Annotated in this window: 14 protein-coding genes, 1 pseudogene and 2 other annotated features; of the genes and pseudogenes, 9 read left to right on the top strand and 6 right to left on the bottom strand. The window is 60.8% G+C overall.

From position 1 onward, the window contains the following. Window positions 1–148 precede the first annotated feature (148 nt). Entirely contained in the window at window positions 149–2,557 is a 2,409-nt protein-coding gene (pheT, locus tag ACYQ3S_RS11495) for a phenylalanine--tRNA ligase subunit beta (protein ID WP_459689254.1), read from the bottom strand. A 116-nt stretch (window positions 2,558–2,673) separates the two neighbouring features. Next, window positions 2,674–3,693: a phenylalanine--tRNA ligase subunit alpha gene (gene pheS, locus ACYQ3S_RS11490; RefSeq protein WP_459689252.1), complete on the bottom strand. Its 1,020-nt coding sequence runs from the start codon at window positions 3,691–3,693 to the stop codon at window positions 2,674–2,676. Between the two features lie 66 nt (window positions 3,694–3,759). Beyond that, window positions 3,760–3,999: a binding site (T-box leader), on the bottom strand. A 142-nt stretch (window positions 4,000–4,141) separates the two neighbouring features. Beyond that, window positions 4,142–4,355 (top strand) — a binding site (T-box leader). 52 nt (window positions 4,356–4,407) lie between these two features. On the opposite strand from pheS, the gene ACYQ3S_RS11485 reads away from it, so the two are divergent. The 6 genes from ACYQ3S_RS11485 (at window position 4,408) to ACYQ3S_RS11460 (ending at window position 10,425) form a co-directional block, all read left to right on the top strand. Continuing rightward, a complete protein-coding gene (locus ACYQ3S_RS11485) occupies window positions 4,408–7,029 on the top strand; it encodes a valine--tRNA ligase (RefSeq protein WP_459689250.1) in 2,622 nt (873 codons plus the stop codon). Window positions 7,030–7,126: 97 nt separating this feature from the next. Beyond that, entirely contained in the window at window positions 7,127–7,564 is a 438-nt protein-coding gene (locus ACYQ3S_RS11480; protein WP_459689248.1) for a hypothetical protein, read from the top strand. Between the two features lie 14 nt (window positions 7,565–7,578). Beyond that, window positions 7,579–8,883: a bifunctional folylpolyglutamate synthase/dihydrofolate synthase gene (locus tag ACYQ3S_RS11475; RefSeq protein WP_459689246.1), complete on the top strand. Its 1,305-nt coding sequence runs from the start codon at window positions 7,579–7,581 to the stop codon at window positions 8,881–8,883. Window positions 8,884–8,964: 81 nt separating this feature from the next. Continuing rightward, complete coding sequence (locus ACYQ3S_RS11470; RefSeq protein ID WP_054326377.1) at window positions 8,965–9,282, top strand: anti-sigma factor antagonist; 318 nt, start codon at window positions 8,965–8,967, stop codon at window positions 9,280–9,282. A gap of 1 nt (window position 9,283) precedes the next feature. Next, window positions 9,284–9,721, top strand: a complete 438-nt coding sequence (gene spoIIAB, locus ACYQ3S_RS11465; RefSeq protein ID WP_054326378.1) for an anti-sigma F factor — start codon at window positions 9,284–9,286, stop codon at window positions 9,719–9,721. Beyond that, window positions 9,718–10,425: a sigma-70 family RNA polymerase sigma factor gene (locus ACYQ3S_RS11460; RefSeq protein WP_459689244.1), complete on the top strand. Its 708-nt coding sequence runs from the start codon at window positions 9,718–9,720 to the stop codon at window positions 10,423–10,425. Before spoIIAB ends, ACYQ3S_RS11460 begins: the two co-directional genes overlap by 4 nt. 106 nt (window positions 10,426–10,531) lie before the next feature. Here ACYQ3S_RS11460 and ACYQ3S_RS11455 read toward each other — a convergent pair whose 3' ends face one another. Beyond that, window positions 10,532–12,952 (bottom strand): ATP-dependent helicase, encoded by a 2,421-nt coding sequence (locus tag ACYQ3S_RS11455; protein ID WP_459689242.1) that lies wholly within the window; start codon window positions 12,950–12,952, stop codon window positions 10,532–10,534. Between the two features lie 255 nt (window positions 12,953–13,207). Between ACYQ3S_RS11455 and ACYQ3S_RS11450 the strand changes: the two genes are divergently transcribed. Beyond that, window positions 13,208–13,435, top strand: coding sequence for a helix-turn-helix transcriptional regulator (locus tag ACYQ3S_RS11450; protein ID WP_459689240.1), 228 nt, complete (start codon window positions 13,208–13,210; stop codon window positions 13,433–13,435). Between the two features lie 61 nt (window positions 13,436–13,496). On the opposite strand, the pseudogene ACYQ3S_RS11445 reads toward ACYQ3S_RS11450, so the two are convergent. Further along, a pseudogene (locus tag ACYQ3S_RS11445) lies at window positions 13,497–14,333 on the bottom strand (nucleoside recognition domain-containing protein); the annotation flags it as partial. 335 nt (window positions 14,334–14,668) lie between these two features. Here ACYQ3S_RS11445 and ACYQ3S_RS11440 point away from each other — a divergent pair. Next, on the top strand, window positions 14,669–16,291 hold the full coding sequence (locus ACYQ3S_RS11440) for a recombinase family protein (RefSeq protein WP_459689239.1): 1,623 nt from the start codon (window positions 14,669–14,671) through the stop codon (window positions 16,289–16,291). A 109-nt stretch (window positions 16,292–16,400) separates the two neighbouring features. Here ACYQ3S_RS11440 and ACYQ3S_RS11435 read toward each other — a convergent pair whose 3' ends face one another. Both ACYQ3S_RS11435 and ACYQ3S_RS11430 read right to left on the bottom strand, forming a co-directional pair. Next, window positions 16,401–17,762, bottom strand: coding sequence for an NCS2 family permease (locus tag ACYQ3S_RS11435; protein ID WP_459689238.1), 1,362 nt, complete (start codon window positions 17,760–17,762; stop codon window positions 16,401–16,403). 40 nt (window positions 17,763–17,802) lie between these two features. Next, a complete protein-coding gene (locus tag ACYQ3S_RS11430; protein ID WP_459689237.1) occupies window positions 17,803–18,327 on the bottom strand; it encodes an adenine phosphoribosyltransferase in 525 nt (174 codons plus the stop codon). 282 nt (window positions 18,328–18,609) lie between these two features. Here ACYQ3S_RS11430 and ACYQ3S_RS11425 point away from each other — a divergent pair, with 282 nt between their 5' ends. Then, window positions 18,610–19,272 (top strand): formate/nitrite transporter family protein, encoded by a 663-nt coding sequence (locus ACYQ3S_RS11425; RefSeq protein WP_459689235.1) that lies wholly within the window; start codon window positions 18,610–18,612, stop codon window positions 19,270–19,272. The last annotated feature ends 79 nt before the right edge of the window (window positions 19,273–19,351 follow it).

The raw sequence follows: 19,351 nt of genomic DNA, 5'->3' as shown, positions 1-19,351 counted from the left end.
CCACAGTACGGCTTGCCAACCGCACTGTGGCAGGGTTGGCTGCCGTCAGGGAAGTCTGGGAAAAGCTCCCCCCTACACAGCGGGGGCATGCGAACCCAAACAGAAAGCGGGCGGTTATGCCGCCCGCTTTCGGAAAACCGGTCTGTTATCAGCTGCGCAGGGCCGCGCCGAATGACTTTTCGAGCGCCGCCAGCGCGTTCTTCATCGCCTTGTCGCACTCCTCGTCGGTCAGCGTGCGGTCGGGCGCACGCATGGACAGCGAGTAGGCCACGGATTTTTTGCCCTCCGGAATGCCCTTGCCCTTGTACACGTCGAACAGCTTGACCGACTCAAGGATCGCGCCCGCGGCCTGCTCGATCGCAGCCTGCATGGAGGCCGCCGGAACCGCGTCGTCCACCAGCACCGCGATATCGCGCGTGGAGGACGGGAACTTGGGCAGCGGGTGATACAGCTTGTCGGGATCGATGGCCGTGAACAGCGCGTCCATACGCAGCTCAGCCGCCAGCACCTCGCCGGACAGACCATAGCGGCCCGCGACGGTCGGATGGATGGTGCCGAATACGCCTGCCGGCGCGCCGCCGATCAGCACGTTGGCGCAGCGGCCCGGGTGATAGGACGGGTTGTTCTTTTCCGAAGCGAACTGCACATCCTTGATGTTCAGCTCGCGGCACAGCGCCTCGATCACACCCTTGAACTGGAAGAAGGACAGCCGGCCGTACGAACCGAGCGTAAGCATCTTTTCCTCATGCGGGAGTACATCCGGATCGGCCTTGCCCTCCTTGACGGACGGGGTGTAGATCGTACCCAGCTCAAACAGCGATGCGGTCGGGTTGCGGTGCGCATGGTTGTGCGCGAGCGACTGCAGCATGGAGGGCAGCACGGTGGTGCGCATGACGCTGAAATCCTCGCCCAGGGGGTTGAGGATGGTGGTGGAGATACGGCGCGGGTCGTCCGCGGCCCAGCCGATCATGTCGTAGAACTTCGGGGAGATGAACGAGTGGCTCATGGCCTCGTCAAAGCCCGCCTCGCGGCACACCAGCGACGCGGCGCGCTCGGCCTGCTGCCTGGGCGTGTATTCGCCCTGCACCATTTCGCCCGCGTACAGCGTGGTCGGTATTTTATCGTAGCCGTACATGCGCGCGACCTCCTCGGCCAGATCGCACATGCGCGCGATGTCCGTGCGGAAGCTCGGCACGACGACCTCGCCGCCCTCGATGGCGAAGCCCAGCTTTTCCAGATAGCCCTGCTGCTCCGCGGCGGTCAGGGACAGGCCGAGCAGCGCGTTTATCTTGTCCGGCTCGAAGGGCAGACGCTTGGGAGCGGGATCGGAATGATCGACGTCGATAATACCGTCGATCACTTCACCCGCGCCCAGTTCTTCGACCAGCTCGCACGCGCGGTTGACCGCGTCGAGCGTCATGCGCGGGTCCAGCCCTTTCTCAAAGCGGCCGGAGGCCTCGGTGCGCATGCCGAGCGCCTTTGCGGTCACGCGCACGGTTGCGCCGTGGAAGCAGGCGGACTCGAATACGACAGTCTTGGTGTCGTCTTCGATCTCGGAGTTCGCGCCGCCCATCACGCCCGCGACCGCGACCGGCTTGTCGTTGTCGCAGATGGCGAGCATTTTGTCGGTCAGGTCGTGGTCCTGGCCGTCCAGGGTCTGGATGGACTCGCCGTTACGCGCGCGGCGCACGACGATCTTGCCGTCCGACAGGCAGGAATAGTCGAACGCGTGCATGGGCTGGCCGTACTCGAGCATGACGTAGTTGGTGATATCGACGATGTTGTTGATCGGGCGCACACCGCAGGCGTGCAGGCGCTCGCGCATCCACGCGGGCGACGGCTCGATCTTGATATTGCGCACCAGACGCGCGGTGTAGCGCGGACACAGGTCGGGGTCCTTGACCTCGACCGACATATACTTGTTGATATCGTCGCCCACGCCCTTGACCAGGGGGGGCTTGACTGCGAACGGGCGGTCAAAGGTCGCGGCGGTCTCGCGCGCCAGGCCGATAACGCTCAGACAGTCCGGACGGTTGGAGGTGATCTCAAAATCCGCGACATATTCGTCCAGGCCGAGCACCTTTTTGATATCCTCGCCCACCGGAGTACCCGCGGGCAGGAACAGGATGCCGTTCTCGCACGCATAGGGTACGCAGCCGTGGGTCAGGCCCAGCTCCTGGAACGAGCACATCATGCCGTTGGAGACCTCGCCGCGCAGCTTGCCTTTGGTGATCTTGACCCCGCCGGGCAGGGTGGACTTGTGCAGTGCGACCGGACAGACCTCGCCCACCGAATCGGGGGTCACGTTGGGCGCGCCGGTGACGATCTGGACAGGCTCGCCCTGCCCCACGTCAATCTGGCAGATTTTGAGATGGTCGGAATCCGGATGGTCGACGACCGACAGCACCTTGCCGGTCACGACGTTTTCGATCTCCGCGCCGAGGTAGCAGACCTCCTCGACCTTGGAGCCGGACATGGTAAGCCGTGCGTCATACTCCTTGGGCGTGACGCCGGAAATATCGGTATAATCCGAAAGCCAGGAAAGCGGCAGTTTCATAACAGATAAGCGCTCCTTTATTATTTGAAAGTAAGGGTACCGCGCAATGTAGCGCGTTTGCGCCGTCAGGCGCGCATTTTACTTTTCGATCGAAACTGTAGATTCGATCGAGTATATCAAAATTGCTCCAAAAACCGCACGTCGTTCTCATAGAACAGGCGGATGTCGTCGATCTTGAAGCGGCCCATGACCATGCGCTCCAGGCCGATGCCGAACGCGTAGCCCGAGTATTCCTCCGGATCGATGCCGCTCATCTCAAGCACCTTGGGGTGTACCATGCCGCAGCCGAGGATCTCGATCCAGCCCTCGCCCTTGCAGAGCGGGCAGCCTTCGCCGTGGCAGCGGTAGCACTGGATGTCCATTTCCGCCGACGGCTCGGTGAACGGGAAGTGGTGCGGACGGAAGCGGACGACCGTGTCCTCGCCGTACAGCTTTTTGGCGAACAGTTCGAGGATGCCCTTGAGGTCGGACATGCGGATGCCCTTATCGACGACCAGGCCCTCGATCTGGTGGAACAGCGGGGAGTGGGTCGCGTCCACCGCGTCCGAGCGGTACACACGGCCGGGCGCGATGATGCGGATGGGCGGCTTTTTCTTCTCCATCGTGCGCACCTGCATCGGGGAGGTCTGCGTGCGCAGCACCACGTTGTCCGAGATATAGAAGGTGTCCTGCGTGTCGCGCGCGGGATGGTCCTTGGGGATGTTGAGTGCTTCGAAATTGTAGTGGTCAAGCTCGACCTCCGGACCCTCCGCGATCGAGAAGCCCAGGCCGAGGAAAATTTCCTTGAACTCGTCCAGCACGATGTTGAGCGGATGCTTTTTGCCGATCACGACTTCCTCGCCCGGCAGGGTCACGTCGATCGTTTCGGCTTCCAGCTTGTGCGCGAGCGCGGCCTGCTCAATGACCTGCTTCTGCTTTTCGATGATGGTTTCGATCTCGGCGCGCACGTCGTTGATGAGCTGGCCTACGGCCGGGCGCTCCTCCGCGGCAACGTCCTTCATACCCTTGAGGAGCGCGGTCAGCTCTCCTTTTTTGCCAAGGAACTTGACGCGCGCCTCGTCAAGTGCGCGCGGGTCCGCGGCGGCGGCAAGCTGTTCCTTTGCGGACTGCAGGATGCCTTGCAGCTTTTCTTTCATGGTTGCCTCTCCTTTTTATATGAAAAATCAGCGTTTGGGACAAAATAAAAGCCTTTCGTCCCATGGATTAGGGACGAAAGGCGTAAAAGCAGCTTCCGTGGTACCACCCTGATTCCCAGCCGGAGCCGGGCGCTCATTGAACGCCGGTAACGGGGCGTCAACCCGCCTGCGCCTACTGGAAAAGCCGTTCAGCGCCGGTGCTCGCAGGGGAACTTCGCGTCATGCCTCTTTGGGCGGCTTGCAGCCAAAGGCCGCCTTCTCTGAAAAGAGGGGAATGGCGTTACTTTCCCTGTTCATCGCAGTTTGGTATTCATAGACAGTAATATTAAACCACATCTTTCGGGGAATTGCAAGCGGAAGACACGGTTTTTTTGACAGACGGGAAAGAGGGTGTGCCGCATCGCTTGACAAATCCGCGGTTTTTGGATATACTATTAAAGTTAATATGCAAAATGCGATGAAAAAGAGGAGTATTCCCGCTTCGCGCGCTGCAGAGAGAGGGCGGTTGGTGCAAGCCCTTGGGCGGAGGGAAGAAAGTCGCTTTGGAGCAGGAGGCCGAATGCCAGTAGGCTGTCCCGTCCCGCCCACGTTACGGGCAAACGAGTGCGCGGCGGCATTGCCGCGAATTCAGGTGGTACCACGGAGCACGCTTCGTCCTGTACGGACAGCGTGCTTTTTTGTTTTCCGCAATCAAACCGAAAAGGAGACAGACCAATGAGCGAACTGCCAAAGACCTACGACCCGAAATCGGTCGAGGACAAGCTGTACAGCTTCTGGAACGATTCCGGCTTTTTCCACGCCGAGGTCAATCCGGACAAGAAACCCTACACCATCGTTATCCCGCCCCCGAACGTGACCGGCCAGCTCCACATGGGCCATGCGTTCGATGAAACGCTGCAGGACATCCTCATCCGCACCAAGCGCATGCAGGGCTATGAGGCGCTGTGGATGCCCGGCACCGACCATGCGGGCATCGCCACCCAGATCAAGGTGGAGGAGACGCTCCGCAAGGAGGAGGGCAAGACCCGCTATGACCTCGGCCGTGAGAAGTTCCTCGAACGCGTGTGGGACTGGAAGCACCAGTACGGCAACCGCATCATCAGCCAGCTCAAAAAGCTCGGCTCCTCCTGCGACTGGGAACGCGAGCGCTTCACTATGGACGAGGGCTGCTCCAAGGCCGTGCGCGAGGTGTTCGTCAACCTGTATGACAAGGGCCTGATCTACAAGGGACACCGCATCATCAACTGGTGTCCGCACTGTGCGACCGCGCTTTCGGACGCCGAGGTTGAGTACGAAACCCAGCCGGGCAAGCTGTGGCACATCCGTTACCCGCTGGCGGACGGCTCGGGCGACCTGGTGGTTGCCACCACCCGTCCGGAGACCTTTATGGGCGACACCGGCGTAGCCGTCAACCCGAACGACGAGCGCTATCAGCATTTGATCGGCAAGACCTGCATCCTGCCCATCATGAACCGCGAAATCCCGATCTTCGGGGATGAGTATGTCGATATGGAATTCGGCACGGGCTGCGTCAAGGTCACGCCCTGCCACGACCCGAACGACTTCGAGATGGGCCAGCGCCACGACCTCGAGCAGATCCTTGTGTTCAACGAGGACGCGACCGTCAACGAAAACGGCGGCAAGTATGAGGGCATGGACCGCTACGAGTGCCGCAAGGCGGTTATTAAGGATTTGGAAGATGGCGGCTATCTCGTCAAGACCGAGGACCACGAGCACAACGTCGGCACCTGCTACCGCTGCGGCACGACCGTTGAGCCGATGACCTCGGCCCAGTGGTTCGTCAAGATGGCGCCGCTGGCAAAGCCCGCGATGGACGTGGTACACGAGGGCAAGACTAAATTCGTGCCGGACCGCTTCGCCAAGACCTACCTGCGCTGGATGGAGAACGTGCATGACTGGTGCATCTCGCGTCAGCTCTGGTGGGGCCACCGCATTCCGGCGTTTTACTGCGACGACTGCGGCGAAATGACCGTCTCCAAGGAAGACATCCACGTCTGCCCGAAGTGCGGCAGCAAAAATGTCCGCCAGGAGGAGGATGTGCTGGATACCTGGTTCTCGTCCGCACTGTGGCCGTTCTCCACGCTCGGCTGGCCGGAAAAGACGCCGGAGCTTGACTACTTCTACCCGACCTCCACGCTGGTCACGGGGTACGATATCATCTTCTTCTGGGTGGCCCGCATGATCTTTTCGGGCGTCGAGCATATGGGCGAGACGCCGTTCGAGACTGTGTATATTCACGGTCTGGTGCGCGATGCGCAGGGGCGCAAGATGTCCAAATCGCTGGGCAACGGCATCGACCCGCTGGAGGTCATCGACCAGTACGGCGCGGATGCGCTGCGCTTCACGCTCGCGACCGGCAACAGCCCCGGAAACGACATGCGCTTCTCGACCGAGCGCGTCGAGGCGAGCCGCAACTTCTGCAACAAGATCTGGAACGCGTCTCGCTTCATCCAGATGAACCTGACGATCGACAGGGACAGGGCGGCGTCGCTGCCCGCCGACCTCGCGCTTGAGGACAAGTGGATCGTTTCCAAATACAACACGCTGGTGGCCGAGGTCACCCGCAACATCGACCAGTACGAGCTGGGTCTGGCCGCCGCGAAGCTGAACGACTTTATCTGGGACAACTTCTGCGACTGGTATATCGAGATCGCCAAGACCCGCCTGCAGGCGGGCGACGAGAAGGTGCAGCAGGTGCTGTGCTATGTGCTGTCGGGCGCGATGCAGCTGCTGCATCCGTTCATGCCGTTCATCACCGAAACCATCTGGCAGGCGCTGCCGCACGAGGGGCCGTCGGTGATGGTGTCCCAGTGGCCGCAGTATGACGAAACGCTGCGCTTTGCCGCGGAGGAAGCGCAGATGGAGACCCTGATGGACGCGGTGCGCGCGATCCGCAACCGCCGCAGCGAGATGAACGTGCCGCCCTCCAAAAAGGCCAAGGTGCTGATCCTGACCGAGAAGCGCGATACCTTCGCCGCCGGCGCGGGCTTCTTCCCCAAGCTGGCCTATGCTTCCGCGATCGAGCTGGTGGATGCGGTACCCGCGGACGCGGCCAAAATGGCAAGCGTCGTCACGGGCGACGCGCAGCTCTATATGCCGATGGGCGACCTGATCGATTTCGCCGCCGAGCGCGCGCGTCTCGAAAAGGAGAAGGCCAAGGTCGAGGACGACATCGCGTTTGTGATGAAAAAGCTGGATAACCCGAGCTTTACCCAAAAGGCGCCGGAAAAGGTCGTCGCGGTCGAGCGGGAGAAGGCGGAAAAGCTGCGCGAGCACCTCGCAAAACTTGAAGAGTCCATCGCCGCGCTGGGATAAAACAAACAGGGGAAAAAGGAGGAAGCCGCGCTTCCTCCTTTTCTTTTTGTAAAAGTGTGTTATAATACTGAATAAAACGGAGTCCGGAGACAAAGGCATGGAGCATACTTATTTTTCACAAACCGCAGTATGGACAGCCGGCGGCGCCTATTATGATGCGGAGGGGCGGTCGTTCCCGTTAACGGGAGAGGTGCAGATGCGGCGCACGGCATCCGAATGGACGCTGACAGGCACGCTCACCGTACAGTCCGACCCGCCGGTTCGGTTTTCCAACAGCTACCGCATCGCGCATACGGAAACGCCGGATACGCTTTGCTGGGAATCGTACAACCCCGCGCTGGGGACGCTGCGCGGCACTTTTGAGATCGTCGGGCCGTGCATCGTATCGATGTACCGCTCTGCGGAGGGCGGATACAGCGGTACGGAAACGCTGCGCCAGCTCGACGGGCAGACGTATGAAAACGTTGGGGTGTCGTTCCGAAACGGCAGGCGCATATCCTCGTGGACAGCGCGTATCTGCAAAATCGAGGAATAAAAAAGAGGTCTTGTATGGATACCATAATATTGAAAACAGCAATTGACTACATCCACTCCCTCGGCCGCTTTACCGGCAGGCCGGGGCTGCACCGCATCTGCGCGCTGTGCGCGGCGCTGGGGGACCCGCAGGACGGGCTGCGCTTCGTCCATATCGCGGGTACGAACGGCAAGGGCTCGACCGCGTGCATGACCGCGTCGGTCCTGCAGGCTGCGGGCTATCGGGTGGGGCTGTATACCTCGCCGTATCTGGTGCAGTTCCATGAGCGCATCCGCGTAAACGGCGCGCTGATATCGGACGGCGACCTCACACGGCTGTCCGGAAAGGTGGCGGCTGCGGCGAAAGGCCTGTCCCTGCCGGCTGGGGAGACGATTGGGGAATTTGAGTTTACCACCGCGCTGGCGTTCCGGTATTTTGCGGAACAGGGCTGCGACATTGTAGTGCTGGAAACCGGACTGGGCGGCCGGTGCGACGCGACCAATGTGGTGCGGACCACCGAGGTCAGCGTCATCACTCCGATTTCCCGCGACCACATGGCGGTGCTGGGCGATACGGTGGCCGAGATCGCGGGGGAAAAGGCCGCGATCATCAAGCCGGCGTCCGCTGTGGTGTGTGCGGACGGCCAGCCGGAGGAAGCGCGGGTCGTGGTCCGCCATGCGTGCGAAGCGCTGGGTGCGGTGTGGTATGAGGGGGAGCGCGAATGCCGCCTGCTGCGCTGCGGCATCGACGGTTCGGCCTTTGTCTGCCGGGGGCAGGGCTACACTGTCGCCATGCCCGGCCGCCACCAGCTGCAGAACGCGATGACCGCGCTGCGCACGGTGGACGCTCTGCGGGAGCGCGGGTGGGAGATACCGGCGGAGGCCGCGGTGCGCGGTCTGGCGCGGGCGCGCATGCCGGGCCGCCTGGAGCGCGTGGTGGACCAGCCGCTCGTCCTGCTCGACGGGGCGCATAACGAGGCGGGGATAGAGGCGCTCTGCCGCACGGTGGACGAGCTGCTCAAAATGCGCCGCCTGCATGTGGTCATGGGCATGGTGCGGGATAAGGAGTACGAGGTCTGCGTGCGGCGGATGGCGCGGCGCGCGGACGTGTTCTATGCCTGCGCGCCGGATGCGGAGGACCGTTCCCTGAATGAACAGACGGTCGCCGCGCTGGCGGAGCAGGACTGCGCCGAGGTGTATGACTGCCATACGGTAGAGCGTGCGCTGGCCGCGGCGCTGGGGAATGCCTCGCACGAGGACTGCATCCTGGTGTGCGGCTCGCTGTTTCTGGTTGGAGAGGCCGAAAAAATCCTGCGGACACGACAAAAAACGGCAGAATAAACAGTTAAATATTGGTAATATAAGGCTTGTACAAGGGTACAGGCCTTTTTCTTTTTGGGAGAACAAACGAGGTGAACATATATGCTGCATATCACACAGGCCGAGCGGGACGGTACGCTGATGATCTCGCTTTCCGGCGAGCTGGACCACCATGCGGCGCGCGCGGCCATCGAGCAGGCAGAGGACCTGCTTGTGCTTTACCCCTGCGAAAAGCTGATCCTCAACCTGTCCGGACTGACGTTCATGGACAGTTCGGGATTGGCGGTCGTGCTGCACCTGCACCGTACCTGCGCGCGCAGCGGCTATGAATTTATCGTGCGGGGCGCGCCGCCGCAGCCCATGCGCGTGTTCGAGGCCGCGGGACTGCCGCAGGTTATGATTTTTGAGAGGGGGGAATAAGATGCGCGCTGTCGTTAACAAAATGAGCCTGAAATTTGAAAGCCGCTCGGTCAATGAGGCGTTCGCGCGGCAGTCGGTAGGCGCGTTCGTGGCGCAGCTCGATCCCACGATGGAGGAGCTGGGCGATATCAAAACCGTGGTGAGCGAGGCGGTCACAAACGCGATCGTACACGGCTACGCGGATAAGGCCGGCTTTATCACGGTCGCGGTGCGCCTGCTGGAAGGGCGGGTGCTGGAGCTCAAGGTAAAGGACGCCGGACGCGGCATAGAGAACGTTGAGCAGGCGCGCCAGCCCATGTTCACGACCGGCGACGATACGCGCAGCGGCATGGGCTTCACCATCATGGAAACCTTTACGGACAAGCTGCGCGTGCGCTCCACGCCCGGCAAGGGGACGATGGTGACCATGGTTAAGGTACTTAAGGAGCGCGGCGCGTGACGACCGGCATGCGCGGCCTGCTGGAACAGGCCGCCGCGGGCGACCGCGGCGCGGAAGCGCGGCTGATCGAGGAAAACAGCGGGCTGATCTGGTCGATTGCGCGGCGTTACTATGGGCGCGGCGCCGAACCGGACGATCTGTACCAGCTCGCCTGCGTGGGCTTTATCAAGGCGGTTCGCGGCTTTGACCCAGCGCTGGGCAACGAGTTTTCCACCTATGCGGTACCCAAGATCGCGGGCGAGATCCGGCGCTTCCTGCGGGACGACGGCGCGGTCAAGGTCAGCAGGGCGGTCAAGGAGCGGTCGGTGCGGGTGCGGCGCATCCAAAGCGAGCTGGAAAGCAGAACCGGTCGTTCGCCAACCGTGTCCGAGCTGGCGGAAGCCGCCGGTTTGACCGTGGAAGAGATTGCCGCGTGCGAGCAGGCGGACGTAGCCGTGGACTCCTTTGAACGCGAGCTGTCCGGCGGCGGGCGGCTGGGCGATATTGTAGGCGACGAGGGCATGGAGGAGCGCGCCTGCCTGTATTTGTCCCTGGGCGAGGCGCTGCGGACGCTGCCGGAGCGCGACCGGCAGGTGTTGGCGCTGCGTTTCTCGCGCGACCTGACCCAGCAGCAGGTGTCTAGGATTATCGGCGTATCGCAGGTGCAGGTGTCGCGCATTGAAAAACGCGCGATCCAGGCGCTGCGGGAAAAGCTGATGGAATAGGCGGGCTGTCCGTTGAGGGACAGCCCGCCTTGCTGTTTCTATGGTGGGGAAAACGGCGGCAGGAAGAGCGTCCGACCATAGGCAGGCTGTCAAAAGAGCGGGCGGCCTAATCCAGCTTCTGCATAAACTGCGCGGCCGATTTTGCCATTAACCGCTTGGTGCCTTTCTGGTCGAAGGCGATTTCGAGCAGCGCGTCGCCGCCCATGGGCTTGACCGAAACGACCATCCCATCGCCGAATGCCTTGTGGCGCACGCGGCAGCCGGCGGAGAAATCGGGCAGGGGGGAGCCGGCCGGCTGTGCCGCGGGAGCGGCAAAGGAGGGGGCGGCCGCGGCAGGGGAAACATAACGCGCCCGCGCGACCTGCGCGCGGGACAGCCCAGGGTCGGGCTGGGTGGCCTGCTGGAACATGCGGCGCTCCACGATGTTGCTGTCGAGCAGCTCGCGCGGCATCTCGTCGATAAAGCGGGAGGGATGCGCGTATTGAGTGCGGCCGTACAGCATGCGCCGTTCGGCACAGGTCAGGTATAACTGCTCCTTGGCGCGCGTCACCGCGACATAGCACAGGCGGCGCTCCTCCTCCATATCCTCGTCGCGCTCCATTGCGCGGAAGCCGGGAAACAGGCCGTCCTCCATGCCCGCGAGGAATACGACCGGAAATTCCAGCCCCTTGGCCGAGTGCATGGTCATCATCAGGACCGCGTCCTCCTCCTCGCCGGACTGGTCGGCGTCTGTGTACAGCGCCATTTCCTCAAGGAAGCCCGCCAGGGAAGCGTCGTCATGGTCGTTTTCATAGCTGACGATGTAGGATTTAAGCTCTTCGATATGCTCGATACGGCCCTGCTCCTCCGCGCCGCCCTTGGCTTCCAGCGCGGCGAGGTAGCCGGTCTGGTCGAGCAGCCCGTCGTACAGCTCGGAAAGGGAGAGGAACTCCTTCTGCTTCCGCAGGTTTTCCATCATCTCACCGAATTTTTCCATCGCCGCCGCGCCGCGCGACAGGGCGGGATAGTCCGACGCATGGCACACCGTTTCGTACAGTGTCACGCCGTTTTCCACAGCGAGCTGTGATGCCGTTTCAACCGATTTGTCGCCGATCTTGCGCGCGGGTACATTGATGATGCGGCGCAGGCGCAGCTCGTCCGCCGGATTTTCCAGCACCCACAGGTAAGCGAACATATCGCGCACCTCGGCGCGCGAGAAGAAGTCGCGTCCCTTGTACACACGGTAGGGGATGCCCGCGCGGATGAACGCGGCCGCGATATTGTCCGACAGGACGTTGTTGCGGTACAGCACCGCGAAATCGCCCCAGCGATGTCCCTGCTCCACTCCCTCGCGGATGGTATCCGCGATGTAGGCGGCCTCGCCCTCCTGGCTGTCCGAGCGGTGCAGGCGGATCTTGGCGCCGTCGCCGTGGTCGGTCCACAGCTCCTTGCCCTTGCGGCCGACATTGTTGCGGATGACCTCGTTTGCGGCGTTCAGGATATTGCCGGTCGAGCGGTAGTTCTGCTCCAGACGGATGGTTTTCGCGTCCTTGAACTGCTTTTCAAATTCAAGGATATTGGTAATGGTGGCCCCTCGGAACTTGTAAATGGATTGGTCGTCATCCCCGACAACGCAGATGTTCTCGTAATAGCCCGCCAGCAGGCTGGTCAGCACATACTGGGCGTAGTTGGTGTCCTGATACTCGTCCACCAGCACATAGCGGAATTTGCGCTGGTAGTATTCCAGCACATCCGGATTGCTCTGCAGCAGGAGGACGGTTTTCATGATAATGTCGTCGAAATCAAGCGCGCAGGCCTTTTTCATTTCCTTTTCGTAAAGCTGGTACACCTCCGCGACCTTTTCGCGGAAGTAGTCGCCCGCCGCGTCCGCGCGGAACTGCCTGGGGGTCATCAGCTTGTCCTTGGCGCGGCTGATCATGCTCATGACGGTGCGCGGGTCGAACGTTTTGGTATCCAGATTGAGCGATTTCATCACGTTCGTGACGACGCGCTTTTTATCGTCCTCGTCATAGATGGTGAAAGCGGTCTCAAAGCCGAGCAGGTCGACATGGCGCCGCAGGATGCGCAGGCAGGCGGTATGGAACGTGTAGGCCCAGACGGCGGAGGCGGCCTCCTCGTCTCCCAGCGCGGCCTGCAGGCGTTCGCGCAGTTCGCGCGCGGCCTTGTTGGTGAACGTGATCGCGATGACCTCCCACGGCTTTGCCGGATGCATGGCGCACAGCCGCTCCGCGTGTTCCCGATTTTCCGGCCGGGGGTCGGTCAGGTATTCGGTGAGGAACAGCAGGTCCTCCTCAGAGGCGCCCGCGGGCGCATAGGGGCTGTCCAGCCCCTCGCCAAAGCGCAGGATATTGATGATGCGGTTGATAAGCACAGTGGTTTTGCCGCTGCCCGCGCCCGCAAGGATAAGCAGCGGCCCCTCGGTGGCAAATACCGCCTTGCGCTGCATTTCATTCAGGGAAGAAAAGTGCTGCTCTATAACGGCGCGCCGTATGGACGCGTACTTCAGGTCGAATTTGGTCGGTTCCATAGGTTTCCTCGTTTCATGATGGAGATACAAAACCAGTATAGCATAAAAACAGAGGGAAAACAAATGTTCCCGTTCCGCCCCTGTGGGAGCGCCGCAGCATGATAAAATCCCCTTCTTTGTATTTTTGTGGAATAAAAATAGGCATTTGTGGAGTTTAACTCAACAAATGGTGAGTGTAAACGCACAAAAGTAGAATAGCATGATATTCTTATCAGGGCGTTACATGGGTAGACTTATTACCATGAGGTGATAAGAATGGATTTCAGGCATTCCGATAAATACAGGAAGTTTGGGCTTAATGTCGCATACTACCGGAAAGACCGGCATTTCACGCAGGAGGGACTGGCGGAGGTGATCGATGTGGACCGGTCCACGATCGCAAAAATCGAGGGCGCGACAGCGGGCGCGTCAATGGATACCCTGTTCGATATCGCGGACGCGCTGGAGCTTCCCGCGTATAAGCTGCTGGAATTCCGCGATTGATACGCTGGCGCGGACCAAAACGCCGGTATAAGAAAAACCGCCCTGGACAGGGCGGTTTTTTTCAGGCAAAGCCCAGCAAAAGGCTCGCGGTATGCACGATAAAACACAGCGCACAGCCGAAAACCGTTGGCAAGGCGATGGCGGCAAGCGTCCATTTGACGCTGCGGCATTCCTTCCAGATCGTCAGACAGGTGGTGGAGCAGGGCCAGTGCGCAACAGCAAAGAGCAGCGTGCAGAGTGCGGTCGTCAGCGTCCAGCCGTTGGCGAGCAGCAGGGTATGGAACGAGGCAAGGTCGGCGACGTCCGCGAGCGTACCGGTTGCCAGATAGCCCATCACGATCAGCGGCATGACCAGCTCGTTGGCAGGGAAGCCCAGCACGAAGGCCAGCAGAATGACCCCATCCAGGCCGAGCAGCCGCGCAAAGGGGTCGAGGAAAGCGGTCAGATGGCGGAAAATCGGAATGCCGCCGACTGTGATATTGGCGAGCAGCCAGATCACCAGTCCGGCGGGCGCGGCAACCGCCGCCGCCCGACCCAGGACGAACAGGGTGCGGTCGAATATGCTGCGCAGGATGACCCTGCTGATCTGCGGCGCACGGTAGGGGGGCAGCTCGAGGGTGAAGGAGGAGGGAACCCCTTTCAGTATCGTCGCGGAGAGCAGGCGGGAGGCGGCGAGCGTGAGCAGCACGCTGCCTGCGATGACCGCGGTCAGCAGCAGGGAGCCGCCGGCGGCGCTGCCGGCAAAAAAGACCGAGCAGAGGAAGATCAGCAGCGGGAAGCGCCCGTTGCAGGGGGCGAACGAGTTGGTGAGCATGGCGATCAGACGCTCACGCGGGGAGTCGATGATGCGGCAGCCGACAACGCCGCAGGCGTTGCATCCAAACCCCATGCACATGCTTGGGGAAAAAGTGGATGCGAACTTTTTGTTCGCTGTTTTATCTTATGTAGTGAAAAAACGGCGGGGAAAGTGCGGAAAATGCTGCGTTTGCCGCCGAAAACCGTAATCGGGCAGCTGGCACATACATATTATAGCTATGAGAGCACTTACATACAAAAATGTAAAGGGAGGTATGCACATGACTGACCCCAAGCCTAAAGCGCGTCCGGCGCAGCACGGCAGTACCTTGCTGGAGTTGCTGGAGAACGTGATCGCCGCGCAATTTGAAATGGAGAAAACAGCTACATAGGCGGTTGTGACCGTCCGCAGGCGGCAAACGAAGGGAGGCGACCCGCTTGCATGATCGTATTGCCGCCAATCGGGCGGTACTGTACCTGCGGCTGAGCCGCGATGACGCCAACCGGGGTGAGAGCGAGAGCATCCAGAACCAGCGCGCCCTGCTGCGGGAATATGCTGCACGGCAAGGCTTCTCTGTGGCGGACGAGTATGTAGACGATGGGTGGTCGGGGACGAACTTCGACCGCCCTCGCTTTCAGGACATGCTGCGCGATATGGAGCAGCACCGGTTCGATATCGTGCTGGTCAAGGACCTGTCCCGCCTGGGGCGCGATTATATCCAGATCGGCAGGTATTTGGAACTGGTGTTTCCAGAGCAGGGGGTGCGCCTGATCGCGGTCAATGACGGGCTCGATACCGCGCGGGCGGATACCGATATGGCGCCGTTCCGCAACGTCGTCAATGAGATGTATGCACGCGATACCAGCCGGAAGATCCGAAGCGCCCTGCACGCGAAAATGCAGGAAGGGAAATTCGTCGGGAATTTCGCACCCTATGGGTATCAAAAAGATCCCGGGGATAAAAACCATCTGATTCCGGACGGGCATGCGGCGCAGGTCGTGCGGCAGATCTTTATCTGGGCGGCGGCGGGCTCCCGTCCGGCGGAGATCGCGCGGAGGCTGGGGGAGCGCGGGGAACCGCCGCCCGCGGTATACCGCTGCCGGGCGCATCCCGAACTGAATCCGGACTGTTACTCAAAGCGCAAGGAATGGACTGCGGGCAGTGTCAGCCGGATTCTGCGGGATACGGTCTATCTGGGCTGCATCGCGCAGGGGAAGACGGATAAGATCAGCTTCAAGAGTAAGAAAACGCGGGAAAAGCGGCCGGAGGAATGGATCGTTGTGCCGGAACGGCATGAGCCGCTGGTCTCGGTGCAGACCTTTGAGACGGTACAGCACCAGCGCGCGTCCCGCCGCTGCGGCCGGAAAGGGACGTTTGAAAATCTCTTTTCGGGCCTGGCGTTTTGCATGGACTGCGGCAAGGCCATGTCCACGGTCGGTACGCGGAAAAAGGGATCGGCCGCGAACCTGGCCTGCGGCGCATACAAGCTGCACGGCGCATCGGCCTGCTCCAATCATTTTATCGCGTATGAGAGCCTGTATCGCTGCGTGCTGGAGGCGGTGCGCCGGTATGTCTGTCTGTCCGAGGAGGAATGCGACGCTCTGTTTGAACGCCTGAACCGCCGCCTGCGGTTGGCCGAGCGGGAGCAGGAAGCCGAACGCGAGCGGGAGCAGCTGGAGCAGGAGCTGGCCCGTATGCAGCGCCTGGTCGCACAGCTTTATGAGGATCGTTCAGCGGGTAGGATAGGAGGGACAAATTTCTATCCGCTGCTCGAAAGATACGAACAGAAAACAGCCCAGCTGCAAAAACAGCGCGATGCGTTGCAGCCGGATGCCGGAGATGCGGGCCTGCGGCGGCAGCAGGAGCATCTGCGCGCCCTGATCCATCGGTATAAGGATATCGACGAGTTGACGCCGCCGCTGCTCTTTGAACTGATCGAGCGGATCGAAGTAGGGCAGGGTACATATGAAAAAACAGAAAGGGGCAGGGTCAAACGGCAGAAAATATCAATCGCCTTCCGTTTTCTGCCCGAGCCCTGTGAAGTGGAATGGATGGAATAAGCGGGACATACCGATGAAGATCGGATACGTCCCGCTTTCTATTGAATCAGGGATGCGCAAAACGGGCGTCCGGCCCAGCGCCGGACGCCCGTTCCATTGCCCGAATGGTTCAGAGGAAAATATATTTGAGGATGAACAGGACCGCCAGTACATACATCAGCGGCGCAACCTTCTTCCCCTTGCCGGCCGCCAGGTTGAGCAGCACATAGGAGATAATGCCCATGGAGATGCCCTCGGAGATGCTGTAGAACAGCGGCATCGAAAGGATGGCGAGGTAAGCCGGAATGGCGTCGGTCAGGTTGTCCAGATCGAAGCGGATTTCCGTTACCGTGCCGACCATCAGGAAGCCGACCATGATGAGCGCGGGCGCGGTGGCGAACGAGGGGATCGCGGTGAAAATCGGCGCGAACAGGGTGGATACCAGGAACAGGCCGGCGGTGACGAGCGCGGTCAGGCCGGTACGGCCGCCGACCGCAACGCCGGAGGCGGATTCGACGAACGTCGTCGTGGTCGAGGTGCCGAGTACCGCGCCGGCAGAGGTCGCGATCGCGTCGGACAGCAGGGCGGGCTTGATGCGGGGCAGCTTGCCGTCCTTATCCAGCATATCCGCCTTGGTGGCAACGCCGATCAGCGTACCCAGGGTATCGAAGATATCCACAAACAGGAACGAGAAGATCACAACGATAAAGTTGATGATGCCGACCGTGCTGAAGTCCACGTTGAAGCACTGGCCGAACGTCAGGCCGAGCTTGGTGAAATCGGTCATGCCAAACACGGGGAACAGCGAATAAAAGCCCGCTTCCGCGTCCGGAACATACAGGCCGATCCCCTGACAGGCCATGCCGATGATCCAGGTCAGCAGGATGCCGAACAGGATAGCGCCCTTGACCTGATGGATATACAGCACGGCGGTGATGAACAGGCCGACCAGCGCGAGCAGCGCGCAGATGCCGGCGGTATGGAAGTTATCCGTAAAGCTGGTGATGGTGACGAGCGTGGAGGAATCCACAGACAGCCCCGCGTTCTGCAGGCCGATAAAGGCGATGAACAGGCCGATGCCCACGGAAACGCCGCGCTTGAGCGTCAGCGGGATCGCATTGAAGATTGCCTCGCGCACATTGGTCAGCGAGAGGACGACAAAGATCAGGCCCTCGATAAAGACGGCGAGCAGTGCGACCTGCCAGCTGTAGCCGTAACCGGCGACGACCGTATACGCCATAAAAGCGTTCAGGCCCATGCCGGCGGACAGGGCAAACGGCAGGTTGGCCATCAGCGCCATGCACACCGTGCCGATGAACGAAGCCAGCGCGGTAGCGAGCAGGACGGCGGTCGGGTCCATGCCGGTCGAACCGAGGATGCTTGGATTGACCGCAAGGATATACGCCATGGTCATAAACGTGGTGATGCCGGCCATGACCTCGGTCCGGACGGTGGTCTTATTATCGGACAGCTTGAATACTCTTTCCAACATTTTGTTTTTCAGCCCCTTTTCTTTCTCTGGTTTCCCTTCCTCATTTGCCGTCGTAGGATACGACGGTCGCCAGCGGATAGTCCTTCAGACGGTCGCGCCCGTGCAGGCCTTTCAGCTCCAGCAGGCAGACGATCTTGACGACCTTTGCGCCGAGCTGCTCCAGCAGGTGCGCCGCGGCCTCCAGCGTGCCGCCGGTCGCGATCAGGTCGTCGATCAGGACGACGCGCATGCCGGGCTTGATGTCGTCCTTATGGACCTCGATTGTGGCGGTGCCGTACTCCAGGTCGTAGGTCGCCCCGACTGTCTCGCGGGGCAGCTTGCCCTCCTTGCGGATGGGGATGAACGGCTTGTGCAGCTTGTACGCGATCGGCATGCCGAACAGGAAGCCGCGGGATTCCAGACCCGCGACCACATCGAACGGCTCCCCCTCGAGCAGCGCGGCCATCTCGTCGACCGAAAGCTGCAGGCCGTCCGCGCTGCCGATAGCGGTGGTGATATCGCGGAAGATCACGCCCGGTTCGGGAAAATCCGGAATGCTGGTGATATACGGTTCTATTTTGCTCATGCTTCCTCCTTCTTTGGTGCGGGCGGTGCGGCCCGCGGCTCTGTGGTTGCTTTCCCCCTGCCTGCGGCGGGCGCGCCCGAATGCCGTGACCACCGCATACAAGTTAATTGTAACAAATCTTTCGCACTTTACAAGAGCTTTATTTGCCGAAATACGACAAGATATCCGCTTTTATTTTTATATCCCCGGTGCGGGCGGCGGAATTCGCACATCGTATGATTTGTCAGACGCGTTTTGATTTGGTATAATAAAAAAACAAAACAGAGAAAAGGGACGACGGTTGTGGAAAAGAAAACAGGCGGCGCAAGGCCGTATATGGGGATCCTGCTGTCCGGCGTTTTGGCCGGTATGATGATCTCGGTCGGCGGGACGGTATATTTATCGGTGGACAGCAAGGTAGTCGGCGCTTCGCTGTTCAGCATCGGATTGTTCTTTGTGGTTTCCATGCGGCTGTGGCTGTATACCGGCAAAATCGGGTACCTGTTCCGCGGCGGACACGGTTATGCCGCGAAGCTGCTGTTGACGCTCGTGGGAAATTTTGCGGGCGCATTCGGCACAGCGCTGCTGCTTCGGCAGACGCGCGCGGCGGCAAACCTGGTTGGCCGCGCGGCTGAGCTGAGTGCGGTAAAGCTGCAGGACGCGCCGGCCAGCGTTTTTATCCTGGCGGTGTTCTGCGGCGTGCTGATGTACATTGGCGTGAATGGGTTTGGCGTTTTTGAGCTTGCGCTGGGCAAATACGCCGCGGTATTTTTGGCCGTTGCAGTGTTCATCCTTTCCGGCTTTGAGCACTGTGTTGCCAATATGTTTTATTATTCGCTGGCCGGCGTGTGGGGCAGCGGGCAGGCGTGGCTGTCCATGGCGGTCATGGTGCTGGGCAATTCGGCAGGCTCGGTCGCCGTGGCGGAGGGATACCGCGCCGCACAGAAGCTGCAGGACGCAGCATAACTCCAGATAACACGAAAAAGCGCTTCGACACGCAGAAACCGTGCCGGAGCGCTTTTAAGGATACGATACAGCAGTCCGC

The organism is Agathobaculum sp. TL06, from assembly GCF_054658635.1.
This window is presented reverse-complemented; position numbering and strand designations above follow the sequence as displayed.

What these genes read in the sequence shown, in the direction of transcription:
- pheT (WP_459689254.1), bottom strand. Translation starts at nt 2,557, where the DNA reads ATGAAACTGCCGCTTTCCTGGCTTTCGGATTATACCGATATTTCCGGC.
- pheS (WP_459689252.1), bottom strand. Translation starts at nt 3,693, where the DNA reads ATGAAAGAAAAGCTGCAAGGCATCCTGCAGTCCGCAAAGGAACAGCTT.
- ACYQ3S_RS11485 (WP_459689250.1), top strand. Translation starts at nt 4,408, where the DNA reads ATGAGCGAACTGCCAAAGACCTACGACCCGAAATCGGTCGAGGACAAG.
- ACYQ3S_RS11480 (WP_459689248.1), top strand. Translation starts at nt 7,127, where the DNA reads ATGGAGCATACTTATTTTTCACAAACCGCAGTATGGACAGCCGGCGGC.
- ACYQ3S_RS11475 (WP_459689246.1), top strand. Translation starts at nt 7,579, where the DNA reads ATGGATACCATAATATTGAAAACAGCAATTGACTACATCCACTCCCTC.
- ACYQ3S_RS11470 (WP_054326377.1), top strand. Translation starts at nt 8,965, where the DNA reads ATGCTGCATATCACACAGGCCGAGCGGGACGGTACGCTGATGATCTCG.
- spoIIAB (WP_054326378.1), top strand. Translation starts at nt 9,284, where the DNA reads ATGCGCGCTGTCGTTAACAAAATGAGCCTGAAATTTGAAAGCCGCTCG.
- ACYQ3S_RS11455 (WP_459689242.1), bottom strand. Translation starts at nt 12,952, where the DNA reads ATGGAACCGACCAAATTCGACCTGAAGTACGCGTCCATACGGCGCGCC.
- ACYQ3S_RS11450 (WP_459689240.1), top strand. Translation starts at nt 13,208, where the DNA reads ATGGATTTCAGGCATTCCGATAAATACAGGAAGTTTGGGCTTAATGTC.
- ACYQ3S_RS11435 (WP_459689238.1), bottom strand. Translation starts at nt 17,762, where the DNA reads ATGTTGGAAAGAGTATTCAAGCTGTCCGATAATAAGACCACCGTCCGG.
- ACYQ3S_RS11430 (WP_459689237.1), bottom strand. Translation starts at nt 18,327, where the DNA reads ATGAGCAAAATAGAACCGTATATCACCAGCATTCCGGATTTTCCCGAA.